Source organism: Micromonospora sp. IBHARD003, from assembly GCF_056106285.1.
The window spans coordinates 3,069,012-3,087,078 of record NZ_JBWBBX010000001.1 but is presented as its reverse complement, the minus strand read 5'-3'; the positions used below and the strand labels follow the sequence as shown (position 1 = coordinate 3,087,078).

Below are 18,067 nucleotides of genomic sequence, written 5' to 3'. Positions count from 1 at the left end.
CACCGGACGGCACAATGGGCGCATGCCGATACCGAACCGCGCCGCCCTCGTCGACCACCTCGTCCGTACCCGTATCGCCGGAGACGTCGCCACCCCGCGCGACAACAACCTCTCCCACTACCGCAAGCTCGCCAACGGCGACCGCCACTACTGGCTGGGGCTGGAGCTCGGCGACCGCTGGACCGACGAGCAGGACGTGCTGGCGGTCATGGCCGAACGGTGCGGCGTCAACGACGATCCGCAGTACCGGTTCGGACAGGACACCATCGACCCGGAGCTGACCGTGGACGCCCTGGACCGGATGGCGGCACGGCTGAAGGAGGCGGCGGCCGGAAGGCAGTCGGTGCTCTTCGCGACCGGCCATCCCGGCGGGCTGCTCGACGTGCACCGGCAGACGGCGGACGCGCTGAGGGCCGCGGGCTGCGACATCGTGCGCATCCCCTCGGGGCTCACGGCGGACGAGGGCATGGTCTTCCAGTTCGCGGACGTCGCGGTGCTGGAGCGCGGTGCGACCCTGTGGCACACCCATTCGCCCGAACCGATGACCGCGATCCTGGACGGCCTGCGGCGCGAGGGGCGGCCCCAGCCCGATCTGGTGGTCGCGGACCACGGCTGGGCGGGCTGCGCGGGCCAGCGGGGTATCGACGCCGTGGGCTACGCCGACTGCAACGACCCGGCGCTGTTCATCGGCGAGGCGGAGGGCACCCTCCAGGTGACGGTCCCGCTGGACGACCATGTCATGGACCCGCGTTTCTACGACCCGATGACGGCGTATCTCCTGGATGCGTCGGGGCTCCTCTGACCCCGCGGCCCGGACCCGGAGCACCGGGGGCGGGCCGCACCTGGTGCACCGCCGGTGTCGGATCCAGATACACCCTCCGGATCGCCGGGAAGCGCTGGCGCAACTGCTGCTCGGCGTCCTCGCAGGCCCACTCCACCTGCCCGGCCGATGCCACGTCCCGGAAGTTCACCTTCGCCGCGATCAGGATCTCGGTGGGGCCCTGGACGAGGGTGGTCAGCTCCAGCACCTCGACGATGTGCGGCACGGTGAGCAGCTCCTCGTGGACCGACTCCCGCATCCGCGGCGGCAGCGGCCGGCCGATCAGCAGCTCGGCGTTGCTCCGGCCCAGCACCCAGGCGACGACCGCCAGCAGCAGACCGATCAGGAGGGACGCGATGCCGTCCCAGACGCCGGAGCCGGTGATCTGGGCACCGGCCAGTCCGCCCGCGGCCAGCAGCAGGCCGAGCAGCGCCGCGGAGTCCTTCGCCAACAGGGCCTTCACCGCTGTGCCGGGGGTGTGGCGCAGCCGGCTCCACACCGGGGTGTCCAGGTGCGCCGCCCCGGCCCGCACCTGCCGGACGTCCCTCCGCAGCGAGACGCCTTCCAGCACCGCGGCGACCGCCAGGATCATGTACGAGACCAGCGGACTCCCCGGCTCCCCGCCGTCTGCGAGCGTGCGGATGCCGTCGTACACCGCGAAGACCGCTCCGCCCGCGAAGATCGCGACCGATGCGAGCGCCGCCCGGATGTAGCGCTCGGGACCGTAGCCCAGCGGGTGCTCCTCGTCGGCGGGCTTCGCGGTCCGTCTCGGCGCGGTGAGCAGCAGCACCCCGGTGACCGTGCCGGCGACCGAATGGGCAGCCTCGGCGAGCATCGCGCTGGAGCCGCTGATGATGCCGGCGGCCGCCTTCGCCGCGGCGATGCCCAGGTTGGCGAGGCCGGCGACGATCACGGCGAGGGCGCTCTCCGGCGTGTGGCAGGGATCGACGCGCTCGGGTGGAGGGACGGGGGCGTCGTCCGGTCCGCCGGACCGGCCGACGGTGTTCTCGTCGCTCGCCATGAGGGGAGGGTATGTCCGTTGTGTCCGGGGCGCCCGGCCGCGGCCGCATCGAGGCAGCCCGCTCGATGGGCCGTGAGACCGGCGCGATCGCGTCCGGACCCGAGCTGTGCCGGAGGCAGCGGGAGAGGGCCGGGCTCCTCGAAGCCGTCCCACCCCGTGACGCCACGGAGATCCGTCAGAAGCCCCCTACTAGTGGCCGCGGGGGACCCGGACCACGCCTTCCTGGATCACCGTGATCGCCAGCTGCCCGTCCTGTGTGTAGATACGGGCCTGGCCGAGACCGCGTCCGCCGTGCGCCGACGGCGACTCCTGGTCGTACAGCAGCCACTCGTCCGCCCGGAACGGCCGGTGGAACCACATCGCGTGGTCCAGTGACGCACCCACGACGTCCCCGACCGTCCAGCCGCCCCGCCCGTGGGCGAGCAGCACGGAGTCGAGCAGTGTCATGTCCGATACGTAGGTGGCCAGGCAGATGTGCAGCATCGGGTCGTCCGCGAGCTTGCCGTTGGTGCGGAACCACACCTGCGAGCGCGGCTCGCGCGGCTGTCCGACGGTGGCGTACGGAGGCTCGCCGACATACCTCAGATCGACCGCCGACCGGGATTCGAGCATGCGCCGCGCGATGTCCGGGGGGATGTCCGCCGCGTACTTCGGGAGGCTTTCGGCGGCCGTGGGGAGCGAGTCGGGGGCCGGTGCGTCCGGCATCGGCGCCTGGTGGTCGAGACCGTCCTCGTTCGTCTGGAAGGACGCCGAGAGATGGAAGATCGGCTGGCCGTGCTGGACGGCGACGACCCGGCGGGTCGTGAAGGACCGGCCGTCGCGGATGCGGTCGACCGTGTAGACGATGGGCGCGCCCGGGTCGCCCATGCGCAGGAAATACGAGTGCAGGGAGTGCGCCGCCCGGTCGCCGGGGACGGTGCGGCCCGCGGCGACGAGCGCCTGGGCCGCGACCTGTCCGCCGAAGACCCGGGGCACGATCGCCGAGCGCGACCGGCCCCGGAAGATGTCCTGCTCGATCTGCTCGAGGTCGAGCAGATCGAGCAGGTCGTCAAGCGACTTGCTCACAGGATCAGAGTCCCATGTTCTTGGCGATGATCGACTTCATGACCTCGCTGGTGCCGCCGTAGATGCGGTTGACGCGGTTGTCGGCGTACAGACGGGCTATCGGGTACTCGTTCATGTAGCCGTAGCCGCCGTGCAGCTGGAGGCAGCGGTCGATGACGCGGTGGGCGACCTCGGTGCAGAAGAGCTTCGCGGAGGCGGCCTCGGCGGGGGTGAGCTCACCCTTGTCGAGTGCCTCCAGAGCGCGGTCGGCGACGGCCTCGGCGGCGTCCACCTCGGCCTGGCAGGCGGCCAGCTCGAACTTGGTGTTCTGGAAGGAGGCGACCGTCTTGCCGAAGACCGTGCGGTCCTGCACGTACTCCTGGGCGAACCGGACGGCTGCCCGGGCCTGCGCGTACGCGCCGAACGCGATGCCCCAGCGCTCCGACGGCAGGTTCTGGCCGAGGTAGTAGAAGCCCTTGTTCTCCTCGCCCAGCAGGTCCTCGACCGGGACCTTGACGTCGACGAAGGCCAGCTCGGCGGTGTCGGACGTGCGCAGGCCGAGCTTGTCCAGCTTGCGGCCGATGGAGTAGCCATCGGACTTGGTGTCCACCGCGAAGAGGGAGATGCCGAAGCGGCGGTCGTCCTCGCGCGGGGCGGAGGTGCGGGCGCACACGATCACACGGTCGGCGTGCACACCGCCGGTGATGAAGGTCTTGGCCCCGTTGAGGACGTAGTGGGTGCCGTCCTCGGAGAGCTTGGCGGTGGTCTTCATGCCCGCGACGTCGGAGCCGGTGCCCGGCTCGGTCATCGCCAGCGCCCACATCTCCTCGCCGGTGACGAAGCTCGGCAGGTAGCGCTTCTTCTGCTCGTCGGAGGCGAGCATCTTGATGTACGGCAGGGCGAGCAGCACATGCACGCCGGAGCCGCCGAAGTTCACGCCCGCGCGGGAGGTCTCCTCGTACAGCACGGCCTCGAACTTGTGCGTGTCCAGACCCGCGCCGCCGAACTCCTCGGGCACGTTGATGCCGAAGACGCCCAGCTCGCCGAGCTTGTAGTAGAAGTCGCGCGGCGCCTGGCCGGCGGCGAACCACTCGTCGTAGACGGGGACGACCTCGGCCTCGATGAAGGCGCGGATGGTCTCCCGGAACGCCTCGTGGTCCTCGTTGAATACGGTCCGGCGCACGGACGCCTCCTGACGGCGGTGGTACGGGCTGTCTAAGCGCTTGCTCAGGTAAAGTTACCCGTCGGTCGCCGAGGCTGTCCAGAGTGAGATGCGGCACGTCCGTGCGGGGGTGGGCCTTCCTGGCAGGCTTCCGGGCACGGTCTTCGGGCGGCTTCGGGCGGCGGCCTTCCCGGCGGCCGGAGGCCCGGGGTGCATCGCACGCACCGTGGTGAACCCTTCCGAACTCGCCACGCCTAGGGTGACGACACCGGCTGAGGCTCCTCACCGTCGTAGGCCGCCAGCGCCACCTGGCGGCACTCCAGCAGCGCCCCGAGATCCTCGGGGCTCACCTGCTCCCGGGCCAGTGCCACCGTTGCCCTGGCCTCCACCGCGGCCCAGGCGTGCCGGGCGCGTTTGTTGGCGCGGCGTCTGGTGTCGCTGCGCAGGAAGCCCGCTCCCGCCGCGAACCCGGCGGAGGCCAGAGCGGCAAGGGCGGCGGGGACGCGCATGTCCGCGGTCGCCAGTCCCGTCGCCCCCGCCGTGCCGGCGAGCAGGGCCGCGGGGAAACCGAGGGCGATGTCCGCCTTGGTCCAGAACTCGGCCCGCCGGTGGGCGAGTGTCTTCTGGTGCGTCGCCTCGTCTCTCAGGCGCTCGATCTCGGTGCGCAGGCGGCGCGCCGGCTCGTCCGGACTCAGGCGTGTGGTTCCGTCAGCGGGAGTGGCCATGAGGAAATTCCAACACGCCTGTGCCAGAAGGTAATTGGCCCGGAGTGACAGCCTTCGGGCGTCACGGTCGTGGGGGTCTCACTCAAGAGTGCGCCCGGGCGCGTCATCCGTGCCGCAGCGCGAACCACAGCTCCATCCGCACGTCCGGATCGTTCAGATCCACGTCCAGCAGCTTCCCGCAGCGCGCGATGCGCTGCCTCACGGTGTTGCGGTGGATGCCCTCGGCGATGGCCGTACGGTCCCAGCTGCCGTGCAGCGAGAGCCAGGTGCGCAGCGTCTCCGTGAGCGCGGGGGAGTCCGCGAGCGGGGCGAGCAGCGCGCGGGCGTGGGCCTCCGCCTCGGCGTCGGGGACGAGGGCGGCCAGTCCGCCCGTCTGCTGGTGTACCAGCGGTGTGCGGGTCGCGGCGGCGCGGCGCAGGGCGCGGGCGGCGGCCGTGTCCGCGGCGGTCAGGCCGTCAGGCCTGGCGGGGTCGCTCACTCCGAGCGTCCAGCCCGGCTGGGGCTCGATCCGGCGGTCACCGGAGAGCAGGATCCGTACGACGCCGCCGTCCACGTGCACCAGCGCACTGCCGAGTGCCGCGCCGAGCGCCGAGGCGGCGATCCGGTCGGGTGCCACACCGTGCCGGGAGGCGTGCACCACGGTCCAGCGCCCCGGCGCGAGCGACGGCGCGACGTCGGCGGGCACCTCGCCCAGCAGCAGCCGTACCAGCGCGGCGGAGCGCGCGTTCGCGTCCGCCCCCTGGTGCGGTGCGGTGAGCAGCGACAGCAGGACGACGGCCATGCCCGCCACGGTGTGGCCGCCGGGCTCCCGCGCACCGGTCGCGATCCCGAGGACCAGTCCCTCCGCGCCCCCGAGGGCGTAGGCGGCCAGGTGCTGCCCCCCGGCGGTATCGGACGCGGAGGAGGGGGTGCGCCGGGGCGGTGACTGCGACTCCTGTGCCCGGTGTTCCGTGTGAGCTGCGTATGCCGTGTGCCGCTCTGTGGGTTCCGTAGGGTCCGTGTGCCCTTCGGGCCTTCCGTGGTCCTCGTGTTCCCCGCGTGTCCCGGTTTCCGGGGGCTCGTTCTCGCTGCCCTCCTCGCCCTCCTCGCCCTCCTCGCCCTCCTCGGCCGGGTTCACCACCCGCGCCAGCTGCCCCAGTGCCTCACGCGCCTCCCGCGACGGCGCGCGCCCCGCCGAGGACACGGCCGAGCCGTCCGGTGACAGCAGCACGGCCCAGCCGCCCAGCCGGGTCGCCAGCTGCTGCAGCACCGCGGGCACTGGGTCCGGGCGTGCGGCCGCCGTGGCCAGACCCTGCTGGGCCTCACTGACGCGGCGTACCTCCCGGAGCCGCACCTGGGCCATCAACTGCCAGACCGCGCGGGCGATCGCCGTGAACGGGGTCCGCGGGGGCACCTCGATCAGCGGGAGGCCGTGCTCCTCGCAGGCCCTGACCAGGGCCTCGGGCACGGTGTCGTACACGGGGGCCACCCCGAAGCCGATCGCCGCGCCGCCCGCCTCCGTCACCCGGGCGGCGTACGTACGCGGATCCTCCAGCAGGACACCCGCCGTCAGCAGGAGCTCACCGCCGAGCAGATAGGGGTACGGATCGGCCATCTCCGATGTGTGCACCCACTGGATCTCGGTGTCCTCGGGCCCTGTGATCAGCCGCAGCCCGAGATCCTCGCGCGCCAGCAGCGCGGCCAGCGGAACCGGTGGGGCGAAGGGGGCTGGTGCGGGGTCCGGCATGGTGGACGTTCCATCCGAAGAGGACTTCCCGAATGGATGAAACGTACACTTCATCGTCGCCATCCGGCCACTTATCGTCGAGGCAGCCGACGGCCGCGGGTACGGGCGGATGCGCCTGCCTGCCCCGCGCACACGTGCGCAGCGAACGTGCGTCCATAGAAAAGCGCAGGAAGAAGGCATGGTCATGAGCAGCAACGAGACGCCGCGCGGGCCCATCGACTCGTCCCGCATCCCGCGGTACGCCGGACCCGCGACGTTCGCCCGGCTGCCCCGGCTCGACGAGGTCGGCCGTACCGATGTCGCCGTGGTCGGCGTGCCCTTCGACGCCGGGGTCTCCTACCGTCCCGGCGCGCGCTTCGGCGGCAACGCCATCCGCGAGGCCTCGAGGCTCCTGCGCCCGTACAACCCGGCGCAGGACGCCTCCCCCTTCGCGCTCGCCCAGGTCGCGGACGCGGGTGACATCGCCGCCAACCCGTTCAACATCAACGAGGCCGTCGAGACCATCGAGGCCGCGGCCGACGACATCCTGGGCACCGGCGCCCGCATGATGACGCTGGGCGGTGACCACACCATCGCGCTGCCGCTGCTGCGCTCGGTCGCCAAGCAGCACGGCCCGGTCGCGCTGCTCCACTTCGACGCGCACCTGGACACCTGGGACACCTACTTCGGTGCCGAGTACACCCACGGCACCCCGTTCCGCCGCGCCGTCGAGGAGGGCGTCCTCGACACCGAGGCGCTGTCCCACGTCGGCATCCGCGGCCCGCTCTACGGCAAGCAGGACCTCACCGACGACGAGAAGTTGGGCTTCGGCATCGTCACCTCGTCCGACGTCTACCGGCGGGGCGCGGACGAGGTCGCCGACCAGCTGCGCCAGCGCATCGGCGACCGCCCGCTCTACATCTCCATCGACATCGACTGCCTCGACCCGGCGCACGCCCCGGGCACCGGCACCCCCGAAGCGGGCGGCATGACCTCCCGCGAGCTGCTGGAGATCCTGCGCGGCCTCGCCTCGTGCAACCTCGTATCGGCCGATGTCGTCGAGGTCGCCCCGGCCTACGACCACGCCGAGATCACCTCCGTCGCGGCCTCCCACACCGCGTACGAGCTGACTACGATCATGGCCCGTCAGATCGCCGCCGGCCGCGCGTCCGGCACGGAGCAGAGCGCGAAGTAAAGCCCGGAGCCGAGCGCGAAACAGAGCGCGAAGCAGAGCGCGAGGGGGTCGCTTCGGCCGGAGCGGCCCCCCTCGGGTACGCCCGCCGGTCCGCCGGAGCGTTCCGCGGCCGCCGGGCACACCGAAGGGACACCCATGACCCACGACCACGACCTCGTCCTGCGGCCCACCGCGGCGCAGACCGAGGCCGCGCTCAACCCTCCCGCCGGACGCAGCGGCGGTGATCTGGTCGTCGAGACCCTGAGGGGTCTGGGGGCCACGACGGTCTTCGGCCTGCCGGGCCAGCACGCTCTCGGGATGTTCGACGCCCTGCGCCGTTCGTCGCTGCGGTACATCGGGCTGCGCGTCGAGAACAACGCGGGCTTCGCCGCCGACGCCTACGGACGGATCACCGGCGAGGTCGCGCCGCTGCTGCTGTCGACCGGGCCCGGCGCGCTGACCTCGCTCGCCGCCCTCCAGGAGGCCGCGGCCGCCTCGGCGCCGGTACTGGCGATCTCCAGTCAGGTCCCCACCGCGGGGCTCGGCGGCGGACGTCACGGCTATCTGCACGAACTGCGCGACCAGAAGGCGTCGTTCCGCGACATCGTGAAGTCCGTGCACACCGTGCGCACGGCGTCCCAGATCCCGTCCGCGATCGCGGACGCCTGGGAGTCCGCGCTGAGCGCCCCGCACGGCCCGGTCTGGGTCGAGATCCCCCAGGACGTGCTGGCCACCGCGACCGACCTGCCGGTCGTCACGGCCATGGACGCGACCCCGCACGACCTGGTCCCACGACCCGAGCTGACCGCCCTCGCCGCGCATCTGCTGCGCTGCGCCGAGCGCCCGGCGATCATCGCGGGCGGAGGCGTGGTACGCGCCGACGCCTCCGGCAAGCTGCGCGCGCTCGCCGAGAAGCTGGACGCGCCGGTCGTCACCACCTTCGGCGGCAAGGGCGCCTTCCCGTGGCACCACCCCCTGTCGATGCAGTCCTGGCTGGAGGACCGGCACACCACCGACCTCCTGGAGGACGCCGACGTCCTGCTGGTCGTGGGCTCGGGGCTCGGTGAGCTCTCCTCGAACTACCACACGTTCACGCCGCGCGGCCGGGTGATCCAGATCGAGGCCGACCCCGGCAAGCTGGAGTCCAACCATCCCGCTCTCGGCATCCACGCAGACGCCCGCATCGCGCTCTCGGCCCTGCTGGAGACCCTCGACGCGGGGACGCTCCCCGCGGCCTCGCCAGGAGAGCTCTCAGCCGCGTCCGAAGAACGGCGGGGGAGCGGGCGGCCGTCGGCCGCCGAGCGGGTGGCCACCCTGCTCGGACGGGTACGGGAACGGATCAGCGGACAGGAACTGACGCTGGAACAGGAGGTGCTCGCCGCAGTGCGCGAGGCGCTTCCCGACGACTCCCCGAGCTTCTGGGACATGACGATCCTGGCCTACTGGGCCTGGTCCGCCTTCGACGCCAGGCGGCCGAACACCATGCACTCCGCACAGGGCGCGGGCGGCCTCGGCTACGCCTTCCCCGGCGCGCTCGGTGCCGCGGCGGCGGACCCCACCACGCCGGTGCTCGCCGTCTCCGGTGACGGCGGCGCGATGTACTCGATCGCGGAGCTGGCGACGGCGAAGCAGTACGACCTGCCGGTGACCTGGCTGATCGTCGACGACGGCGGCTACGGCATCCTGCGCGAGTACATGACCGACGCCTTCGGCGAGACGACCGGGACCGAGCTGTCCCGGCCGGACTTCGTCGCGCTCGCCGAGTCCTTCGGAGTGCCCGCGGTCCGTACGTCACCCTCGACGCTGCGCGAGGACCTGTCGAAGTCGCTCGAGCAGCCGGGCCCCTCGGTCGTCGTACTGCCCGCGCTGCTGAGGATGTTCGCCCCGACACACCTGTGAGGGCGACGGGTCGCGGCGTGCGGCACATGCCCCGACCGGGGTTCGGCGGACGTTCACGGGAGGTCGGCCGGGCCCAGCCGTCGGCGCCACGGCACAACACCGGGGCGCTCTCGCTCACTTCCCGTGGCCCGGGGCCGTCTCCGGTTGCTGCGGTGGAGGGCGTTAACCGGAACTCCGCGCAGATCACCCGGTTGTACCGGCTGACGGTGCGTCTGCCGCGCCGCTGATCCTCATTTGGGTGCACAACGACAGTATTGTCATATAACCATTGCGGTGCGGCGGAGTTATGTGAGATGTGAAGAGACACTCCGTACACCGCTTCGGACGTGGAGGCCTCCACGTGGCCGCCGTCCTCGGCGTGCTCGTGCCGGCCGCCGTCACCACCACGCAGGGCACGGCCGCGGCGGGCGTGACCGCGGCCACGCCCGCGGTCGTGTGCACCTCGAAGAAGGCCGGCCTCGCCGCCCGGCTCGTCAAGGACATCAACGGCGCCCTCATGGGCCGCGGCTCGACGACCTCCGTGCTGGTCAACGACCGGATGACCAAGACCAGCTGCATACTGCGCCCGGACCAGCGGTTCGACTCCGCCAGTGTGGTCAAGGTGGCCGTGCTCGCCACCCTGCTCTGGGACGCGCAGAAGACCGGCCGCCAGTTGACCGCGCCGGAGAAGTCGCGAGCCAGAGCCATGATCACCAAGTCGGACAACGACGCCACCAGCGCCCTGTGGCGCCACCTCGGCGTGAGCGCGATCAAGGGTTTCCTCAACGCGGCGGGCATGACCAACACCGCCCCGGGCCCGCGCGGCTACTGGGGACTCACCCAGATCACCGCCCGTGACCAGCAACAGCTGCTGAACCTGCTCACGCTCGAGAACACGGTGCTGACGAACGCCTCACGCGGTTATGTCCTGCGACTGATGAACGCCGTCGTGGCGTCGCAGCGCTGGGGCGTGCCGGCCGGTGCGCCCTCCACCGCCGAGATCCACGTCAAGAACGGCTGGCTGTCACGGTCGACCCATGGCTGGCGGGTGCACTCGACCGGCGCCTTCACCGGTACGGCGCACGACTACCAGCTGACCGTGCTCACCCATGACAACGCGACCATGAGGGACGGCATCGGCACCATTCAGGCCGTTGCCCGCGCGGTCCACGGGGACCTCAACCCGATGGCCCCGGCGGGCCAGCAGTACCGGCCGCCGGACACCCCCCAGGAGGCGATCCCGGCCGTCCCCGGTCGCACGGCACGCGACGCCGTCACCGCGAACCCGCGCTCCGGTGCCGGTCCGTACGTCCCGCTCCACGGACCGCCGGCCGCGCGGGGAGGCGGACCGCCCCCAGCGAGCGGTCCCTCGTCCTGTCTGGGTCCTGTCCGGGCGATCCTGTCGAGCCCGCGGTGTCAGCTGCGGCGCTCCCTCTGGCTGCGCCGGTAGGTACCCCCGCGGCGCGTTCGCCGGAGCCGCACCGTACGCCCGGTACGAGGGCTGTCTCCCCCCGGCCCCGGCCGGGGATGCGCCCCCGCCCTGCGAGGTCCCGGTCTCGGACCGGACCTAGGACCAGAGACCGAACTTCGTCGCAGCGGGATGAAATGCGCGCTCCTGCGCGTTGGTGCCGTTGACGCAACGAGCGTGGATCAACCGGAGCCGGGAGGCATCTGTGGCGGGGGAAGAACAAGGGTGGGCTCGACGGCTGGCCGGGTACTCCTGGCGCTACCGGCGCAATGTCGTGCTCGCGCTCGGGTCGTCCCTCGGCGGTATGGCCGTGATGGCCGTGGTGCCGCTGATCACCAAGGTCGTCATCGACGATGTCATCGGAAACCACACACGCTCGCTCGCGGTCTGGACCGGGCTGCTCGTCGTCGCCGCGGTCGCCGTTTACGTTCTGACGTACGTCCGGCGCTACTACGGCGGACGTCTCGCCCTCGACGTGCAGCACGACCTGCGCACCGAGATGTACGGAACGATCAGCCGGCTCGACGGGAGACGCCAGGACGAGCTGTCCACCGGCCAGGTCGTCGGACGTGCCACCAGTGACCTCCAGCTGATCCAGGGCCTGCTCTTCATGCTCCCGATGACGATCGGGAACGTCCTGCTCTTCCTCATCTCCCTGGGGATCATGGCCTGGCTGTCCCTGCCGCTCACCCTCGTCGCCCTCGCGGTCGCGCCCGCTCTCTGGTTCATCGCGAAGCGCAGCCGCGTCAGGCTGCACCCGGCCACCTGGTACGCCCAGCAGCAGGCAGCCGCCGTCGCCGGTGTGGTCGACGGGGCGGTCACCGGCGTGCGTGTCGTCAAGGGCTTCGGGCAGGAGGGGCAGGAGACCGGAAAGCTCAAGGACGTCAGCGGGCGGCTCTTCGCCGGACGGCTGCGCACCGTCAGGCTGAACGCCCGATACACCCCGGCGCTGCAGGCCGTCCCCGCGTTCGGCCAGGTCGCCATGCTGGCGCTCGGCGGCTGGCTGGCCACACGCGGGCAGATCACCCTCGGTACGTTCGTCGCGTTCTCGACGTATCTCGCCCAGCTGGTGGGTCCGGTACGGATGCTCGCCATGGTGCTCACCGTCGGTCAGCAGGCACGGGCGGGCGTCGAGCGGGTCCTGGAGCTCATCGACACCGAGCCGGTCATCAAGGACGGCACCAAAGAGCTCCCGGCCGACGCCCCGGCCACGGTGGAGTTCGACGACGTCGGCTTCTCGTACGGGGACGGGGAAACGGCACGACCGGTCCTCGACGGCTTCTCGCTGGAGATCAGGCCCGGCGAGACCGTGGCGGTCGTCGGCTCGTCCGGCAGCGGCAAGTCCACGGTCTCGCTGCTGCTGCCCCGCTTCTACGACGTCACGCACGGCGCCGTGCTCGTGGGCGGTCACGACGTCCGCGAGCTGACCCTGGACTCACTGCGCGCCGCCATCGGCCTGGTGCCCGAGGACAGTTTCCTCTTCTCCGACACCGTCCGCGCCAACATCGCGTACGGAAAGCCGGGCGCGACGGACGAGGAGATCGCCGAGGCGGCCCGCACGGCCCAGGCGGACCGTTTCATCGCCGAGCTGCCCGGCGGCTACGACACCAAGGTCGGCGAGCACGGCCTCACCCTCTCCGGCGGCCAGCGCCAGCGCATCGCCCTGGCCCGGGCGATCCTCGCCGATCCGCGCCTGTTGCTCCTGGACGACGCGACCTCGGCCGTGGACGCCCGGGTCGAGCACGAGATCCACGAGGCGCTGCGCGGCGTCATGGCCGGGCGTACGACCCTGCTGATCGCCCACCGGCGCTCCACCCTCGGTCTCGCCGACCGCATCGCCGTGCTCGACGAGGGCCGGCTGGCGGACATCGGTACCCACGATGAGCTGCAGGAACGTTCGGCACTGTATCGGCGGCTGCTCACCGACCCCGATGAGCTGGGCGGGGTGTCCCCGGGGCACACCACCCAGATCGAGATCCCCGAGGACCGCACCCTGCGGGCCGAGATGGACGCCGAGTTCGACGCCGAACGCGGGATCACCCCACCACTGTGGGTCCGAAAGGAAGAGGCCGAGCAGGACGAGGCCACCGGTGCCACACCCGAGCTGCTCGCCCAGGTCGCGGCCCTGCCCCCGGCCGACGACACCCCGGGGGTGGACGAGACACGGGCGGTCATGCCCGAGGAATCCGGCTCGTACGGACTGCGCAGACTGCTGCGGGGCTTCTGGCTGCCGCTGCTGGTCAGCCTGCTGCTGGTCGCGACCGACGCGGGCATGGGCCTGCTGCTGCCGGTGCTGATCCGGCACGGCATCGACGACGGCGTCGAGCGGTTGGCACTCGGGGCGGTCTGGGCGGCCTCGGCGTTCGCGCTGGTGGCCGTGCTGGTGCAGTGGATCGCACAGGTGGGTGAGACCCGGATGACCGGGCGCACCGGCGAGCGCATCCTGTACGCGCTCAGGCTGAAGATATTCGCGCAGCTCCAACGGCTCGGGCTCGACTACTACGAGCGTGAGATGACCGGCCGGATCATGACCCGGATGACGACGGACGTGGACGCGCTGTCCACTTTCCTGCAGACCGGGCTGGTCACCGCCTTCGTCTCCGTCGTCACCTTCTTCGGGATCATGATCGTGCTGGTCGTGCTCGATGTGGAGATGGCCCTGGTGGTGTTCGCCACCCTGCCGGTGCTGGCAGTGGGGACCTTCTTCTTCCGTCGGCGGTCGGTGAAGGCGTACGAGCTGGCCCGTGAGCGGATCAGCGTCGTCAACGCGGATCTCCAGGAGTCGGTCAGCGGGCTGCGCATCGTGCAGGCGTTCCGCCGTGAGCGTTCGGGCAACGACCGGTTCGTGGAGCGCAGCAGCAGCTACCGAGCGGCGCGGGTGCGGGGCCAGTGGCTGATCTCGGTGTACTTCCCGTTCGTTCAGCTGCTGTCCTCGGTGGCCGCCGCGGCCGTGCTGGTCGTCGGTGCCGGGCGGATCGAGGCGGGCACGCTCACGACCGGTGCGCTGGTCGCGTATCTGCTCTACATCGATCTGTTCTTCGCTCCCGTGCAGCAGCTGTCCCAGGTCTTCGACGGCTATCAGCAGGCCACCGTGTCGCTGGGCCGCATCCAGGAGCTGCTGCGTGAGCCGACGTCCACGGCCCCGGCCGATGAGCCCCGCGACGTACGGTCGCTGCGCGGTGAGATCGCCTTCGAGAACGTCGGCTTCGCCTACGGTGCCGCCACCAGCCCCACCGTCACCGCCACCAACACCGTTGCCACCGACACCAGCACCGCCACCGGCAGCGGTGATGGAGCGGAGCCGGAGGCGGCGCTCAGCGGGATCAACCTGCGGATCCCGGCCGGGCAGACGGTCGCGTTCGTCGGTGAGACCGGAGCGGGGAAGTCGACGCTGGTGAAGCTGGTGGCCCGGTTCTACGACCCGACCAGCGGCCGGGTCACCGCCGACGGAACCGATCTGCGGGACCTCGAACTCACCGCGTACCGCCACCGGCTCGGCATCGTGCCGCAGGAGGCGTATCTCTTCCCCGGCACGCTCCGCGACGCCATCGCCTACGGGCGGCCCGAGGCGACGGACGCCGAGGTCGAGGCCGCGGCGCGGGCGGTGGGCGCCCATGACATGATCGCGACGCTCGACGGCGGCTATCTGCACGAGGTCGCCGAGCGGGGCCGCAATCTGTCCGCCGGCCAGCGCCAGCTCATCGCGCTCGCTCGCGCGGAGCTCGTCGATCCGGACGTGCTGTTGCTCGACGAGGCGACCGCGGCCCTGGACCTGGCCACCGAGGCACAGGTCAACCAAGCCACCGATCGGCTCACCGGCCGCCGAGCCGGCCTCCCGTCGTCCGACCGCCCCACGTCCGACGCCGCCGCACGGACCACCCTGATCGTTGCCCACCGGCTGACCACGGCGGCCCGTGCCGACCGGGTGGTCGTGATGGCGCACGGGCGGGTCGTCGAGGACGGCACCCATGACGAGCTGCTGGCGCTGAACGGGCGATACGCCGCTCTGTGGCGCGCGTTCACCGGGGAGACGACGGCGTCCGCCATGGTCTGATCATCCGGTACGGCCGGTTCTGATCGCCGCCCGGTCGTCGAGGACGGTGACGGCCGGGTGCGCAGGAGGTGCCGGTCGTTCGCGCCGGGCCCTGGTTCGGGCTGACCGGGCCCTGATTCGGGCTCCCGCACTGTGGTCCGGGCCGGCGAACCGGTCGGGGTGCGGGCTGACCAGCCGGGATCCCGGGGCGGTGGGTTGGCGGCAACCGAGTGACTCCTCCCCTGCGTCGTACGTCCATACGGTGTGGTGTGCGAGGGGAGCAAGAGTGTTCGGAAGAGTGCTGGTGCGCGTCGGCGCTGTGCTCGCTGTCGTGGGGACCGCGCTGGCGGTCGGTCCTGTCGTGCAGAGGGCGGAGGCGGCCTCGGTGTGTTCGGGCCGTCCCGCCAAGACCGTGAAGTTCGCGACGGGGGAGCTCCGGGTCTACCGGAGCCGCGCCTATGTGTGCGCCATGACCATCGCCAAGGGAACAGGTGGCAAGCGGGCGATGTCGGTCACCCTCCAGCCGCGCGGCGGGCGTACGGCTGTGGACGCCGGCCGGTTCACCCGGCAGGCGGGGCCCGTCACGGTGCACGCGCTCAACCGGTGTGTCCGTGCCACCGGTGCCGTGGCCGGGAAGGGTGTCTCGACGGGCTGGATCGTCTGCTGAGGTCCCGGCTGCCGCACCCGCACCCTCCGCGTTTCCTTCCGGTACTCGTGCCGGGACACAGCTGAAATCGGACCTCTGGCTCAACCGGGGCTGGTGGTACGGGTGTTGCGGCACTAGGTTCACCGCGAACCGTTGTGAACCCAGGGGAGGGCGCATGCGCACGGCGCTGAGATGGCTGTTATCGCTTGTCATGCTCATTGGAGTTCCGGGGGTGACGGCGAGCGCGGCCGCCGCCGATCCGGGCGCAGGCACGACGGGAGCGTCGGCCCAGGAGGGCAAGGACCGGACTCTCGGTACCAAGGACCGGACTCTCGGCATCAAGGACCCGACTCTCGGCATCAAGGAGCGGATCCTCGCGATTCCCGGAATGAGTCTGATCGAGGAGAAGCCGTACCCCGGCTACCGCTACTTCGTCCTCAACTACACCCAGCCGGTGGACCACCGGCGTCCGTCCAAGGGGACGTTCCAGCAGCGCATCACCGTGCTGCACAAGGACACGGCCCGTCCGACCGTCTTCTACACCAGCGGCTACAACGTCGGCACGAACCCCCGCCGGCGGGAGCCCACCCAGATCGTCGACGGCAACCAGGTCGACATGGAGTACCGCTTCTTCAGTCCGTCCCGGCCCAGTCCCGCCGACTGGCGCACACTCGACATCCGGCAGGCGGCGAGCGATCAGCACCGGGTGTTCGCCGCGCTGAAGCAGATCTACACGAAGAAGTGGATCGCGACCGGTGCCTCCAAGGGCGGGATGACGGCGACGTACTACGAGCGCTTCTACCCCCGGGACATGGACGGCGTCGTCGCCTACGTCGCACCGAACGACGTCAACGACCGCGCCGACGCCGCCTACGACCGGTTCTTCGAGAAGGTCGGCACCAAGGAGTGCCGTGGCCGGCTGACCGCCCTCCAGCGCAGGGCACTCGGCCCGAGCCGCGCGGTACTCACGGCCAAGTACCGCGAGTGGGCCAAGGCCAACAACGGCACCTTCCTGTCCATCGGTTCACCGGACAAGGCCTTCGAGAGCCTCGTCAGCGACTACTCCTGGGCATTCTGGCAGTACAGCCTGCTGGCCGACTGCACCTCCCTGCCGGCCGCGGCGACCGCGACCGACCAGGAGATCCTCGATTCCCTGGACGCGGTATGCGGCTTCGCCTCCTATACCGACCAGGGCCTGGAACCCTACGTGCCGTACTACTTCCAGGCCGGCACCCAGCTCGGATCCCCCACGCTGCGCCAGCCGCAGTTGGCGGACCTGCTGCGCTACCCGGGCTACTTCACACCGCGCGTCTACGTGCCCCGCGAGATACCGATGGGTCCGTTCGACCGGCACGCGATGCGGGACGTCGACAGCTGGGTCCGTCACCATGCGCAGCACATGATCTGGGTGTACGGCGAGAACGACCCCTGGGGCGCGGAGCGCTTCCGCCCGGGCAAGGGTGCGCGTGACGCGTATGTCTTCACCGAGCGCGGCGGCAACCACGGCGCCTCCGTCGCGGGTCTGTCCGAGCCGGACCGGGCGAAGGCCACCGCGCGCATCCTGGAGTGGGCGGGTGTCGCCCCGGCCGAGGTCCGGGAGAACCCGTCTCTGGCGAAGCGCCTGTCGCCCTACGACGCGAGGCTCGACCAGCAGCGCATCGAGCGCGAGCCGTTCACACTGCGGCCGTAGCGGCCAACGCATCAGTACGGAGCGTACGGGGCTGCGCCCGCCGAACCTGTGTCACAGTCGGCGGGCGCAGCCCACCGGCCGCTTCCTGTCGGGCAACTGGACGTAGAGGTCTGTCGACGACGGACACTGCGCCCGCCGCACCACGGCGGCCACCACCTCGAACTCGGGTCGCTCGGCAGCCGAACCGTCGCACGGTGTCTCCTTCACCTGGCCCTTGCGGGAGGTGTGGACACAGTCGCCGACGACGGTGTGCGGACCGCCGCCCCCGCCAGGATCCCCGGGGTGCGGCGGCTCCAAATTGCGCATGCAGGCATAGCCCTGGGGCACGGCTCCGTCCCCGTCCTCGTCCGCCCAGGGCCGGCTCTCCGAGATATGAAGGACGAAGTCGGTCGAGGCCGGGCACGCGGGTCCGTCCTGCCGGCGCCCTTCGAAACGTGCGACGACCCGCGCGGACGCCTTCTCGCTTGTACAGGGCACTTCGCGGACCTGGTCCTTGCCACGGCTGCCGCTGCAGTCACCAAGGCCGAAGAACACCGCCCCGTATCCGGAAGGTGACGGTGCCATGCTCCCGGACGCGGGGAGACCGGCGGGCTCCGGCTCACCGCGTGCGGGCAGCTGCCGGCAACCGACGAGGAGTGCACACAGCACTCCGGCACTCAGCCACCGCATGCGCATGAAGGACCCCCGATCGCCCCTCCAGC

General features: G+C 71.3%; 13 protein-coding genes. 7 read left to right on the top strand and 6 right to left on the bottom strand.

Translation table 11 applies throughout. From position 1 onward, the window contains the following. Positions 1 to 22: 22 nt before the first annotated feature. Positions 23 to 802, top strand: coding sequence for a phosphatase (locus ACTWOL_RS13700; RefSeq protein WP_474296954.1), 780 nt, complete (start codon positions 23 to 25; stop codon positions 800 to 802). Here ACTWOL_RS13700 and ACTWOL_RS13695 read toward each other — a convergent pair. The 5 genes from ACTWOL_RS13695 to ACTWOL_RS13675 form a co-directional block, all read right to left on the bottom strand. Then, on the bottom strand, positions 738 to 1,841 hold the full coding sequence (locus ACTWOL_RS13695) for a cation diffusion facilitator family transporter (RefSeq protein WP_474296953.1): 1,104 nt from the start codon (positions 1,839 to 1,841) through the stop codon (positions 738 to 740). The genes ACTWOL_RS13700 and ACTWOL_RS13695 overlap by 65 nt on opposite strands. Before the next feature lie 189 nt (positions 1,842 to 2,030). Beyond that, a complete protein-coding gene (tesB, locus tag ACTWOL_RS13690) occupies positions 2,031 to 2,906 on the bottom strand; it encodes an acyl-CoA thioesterase II (protein WP_474296952.1) in 876 nt (291 codons plus the stop codon). A 4-nt stretch (positions 2,907 to 2,910) separates the two neighbouring features. Next, the gene (locus ACTWOL_RS13685; RefSeq protein WP_474296951.1) at positions 2,911 to 4,068 is read right to left on the bottom strand and encodes an acyl-CoA dehydrogenase family protein; all 1,158 of its coding nucleotides are present in this window, start codon (positions 4,066 to 4,068) and stop codon (positions 2,911 to 2,913) included. Positions 4,069 to 4,301: 233 nt separating this feature from the next. Further along, a complete protein-coding gene (locus ACTWOL_RS13680) occupies positions 4,302 to 4,772 on the bottom strand; it encodes a hypothetical protein (RefSeq protein WP_474296950.1) in 471 nt (156 codons plus the stop codon). A 103-nt stretch (positions 4,773 to 4,875) separates the two neighbouring features. After that, a complete protein-coding gene (locus tag ACTWOL_RS13675) occupies positions 4,876 to 6,498 on the bottom strand; it encodes a PucR family transcriptional regulator (RefSeq protein ID WP_474296949.1) in 1,623 nt (540 codons plus the stop codon). Between the two features lie 184 nt (positions 6,499 to 6,682). Between ACTWOL_RS13675 and speB the strand changes: the two genes are divergently transcribed. The 6 genes from speB (at position 6,683) to ACTWOL_RS13645 (ending at position 17,366) form a co-directional block, all read left to right on the top strand. Further along, positions 6,683 to 7,672 (top strand): agmatinase, encoded by a 990-nt coding sequence (gene speB / locus ACTWOL_RS13670; protein WP_474296948.1) that lies wholly within the window; start codon positions 6,683 to 6,685, stop codon positions 7,670 to 7,672. A gap of 135 nt (positions 7,673 to 7,807) precedes the next feature. Further along, positions 7,808 to 9,550, top strand: a complete 1,743-nt coding sequence (locus tag ACTWOL_RS13665) for a thiamine pyrophosphate-binding protein (protein WP_474296947.1) — start codon at positions 7,808 to 7,810, stop codon at positions 9,548 to 9,550. Between the two features lie 340 nt (positions 9,551 to 9,890). Next, positions 9,891 to 10,979, top strand: coding sequence for a serine hydrolase (locus tag ACTWOL_RS13660; RefSeq protein WP_474296946.1), 1,089 nt, complete (start codon positions 9,891 to 9,893; stop codon positions 10,977 to 10,979). Between the two features lie 223 nt (positions 10,980 to 11,202). Continuing rightward, entirely contained in the window at positions 11,203 to 15,051 is a 3,849-nt protein-coding gene (locus ACTWOL_RS13655; protein WP_474296945.1) for an ABC transporter ATP-binding protein, read from the top strand. 265 nt (positions 15,052 to 15,316) lie between these two features. Beyond that, complete coding sequence (locus ACTWOL_RS13650; RefSeq protein ID WP_474296944.1) at positions 15,317 to 15,697, top strand: hypothetical protein; 381 nt, start codon at positions 15,317 to 15,319, stop codon at positions 15,695 to 15,697. Positions 15,698 to 15,887: 190 nt separating this feature from the next. Then, positions 15,888 to 17,366, top strand: coding sequence for a S28 family serine protease (locus tag ACTWOL_RS13645; protein ID WP_474296943.1), 1,479 nt, complete (start codon positions 15,888 to 15,890; stop codon positions 17,364 to 17,366). Positions 17,367 to 17,417: 51 nt separating this feature from the next. Here the strand turns inward: ACTWOL_RS13645 and ACTWOL_RS13640 are convergent, their stop codons facing one another. Then, a complete protein-coding gene (locus ACTWOL_RS13640; protein ID WP_474296942.1) occupies positions 17,418 to 17,930 on the bottom strand; it encodes an LppU/SCO3897 family protein in 513 nt (170 codons plus the stop codon). Positions 17,931 to 18,067 lie beyond the last annotated feature (137 nt).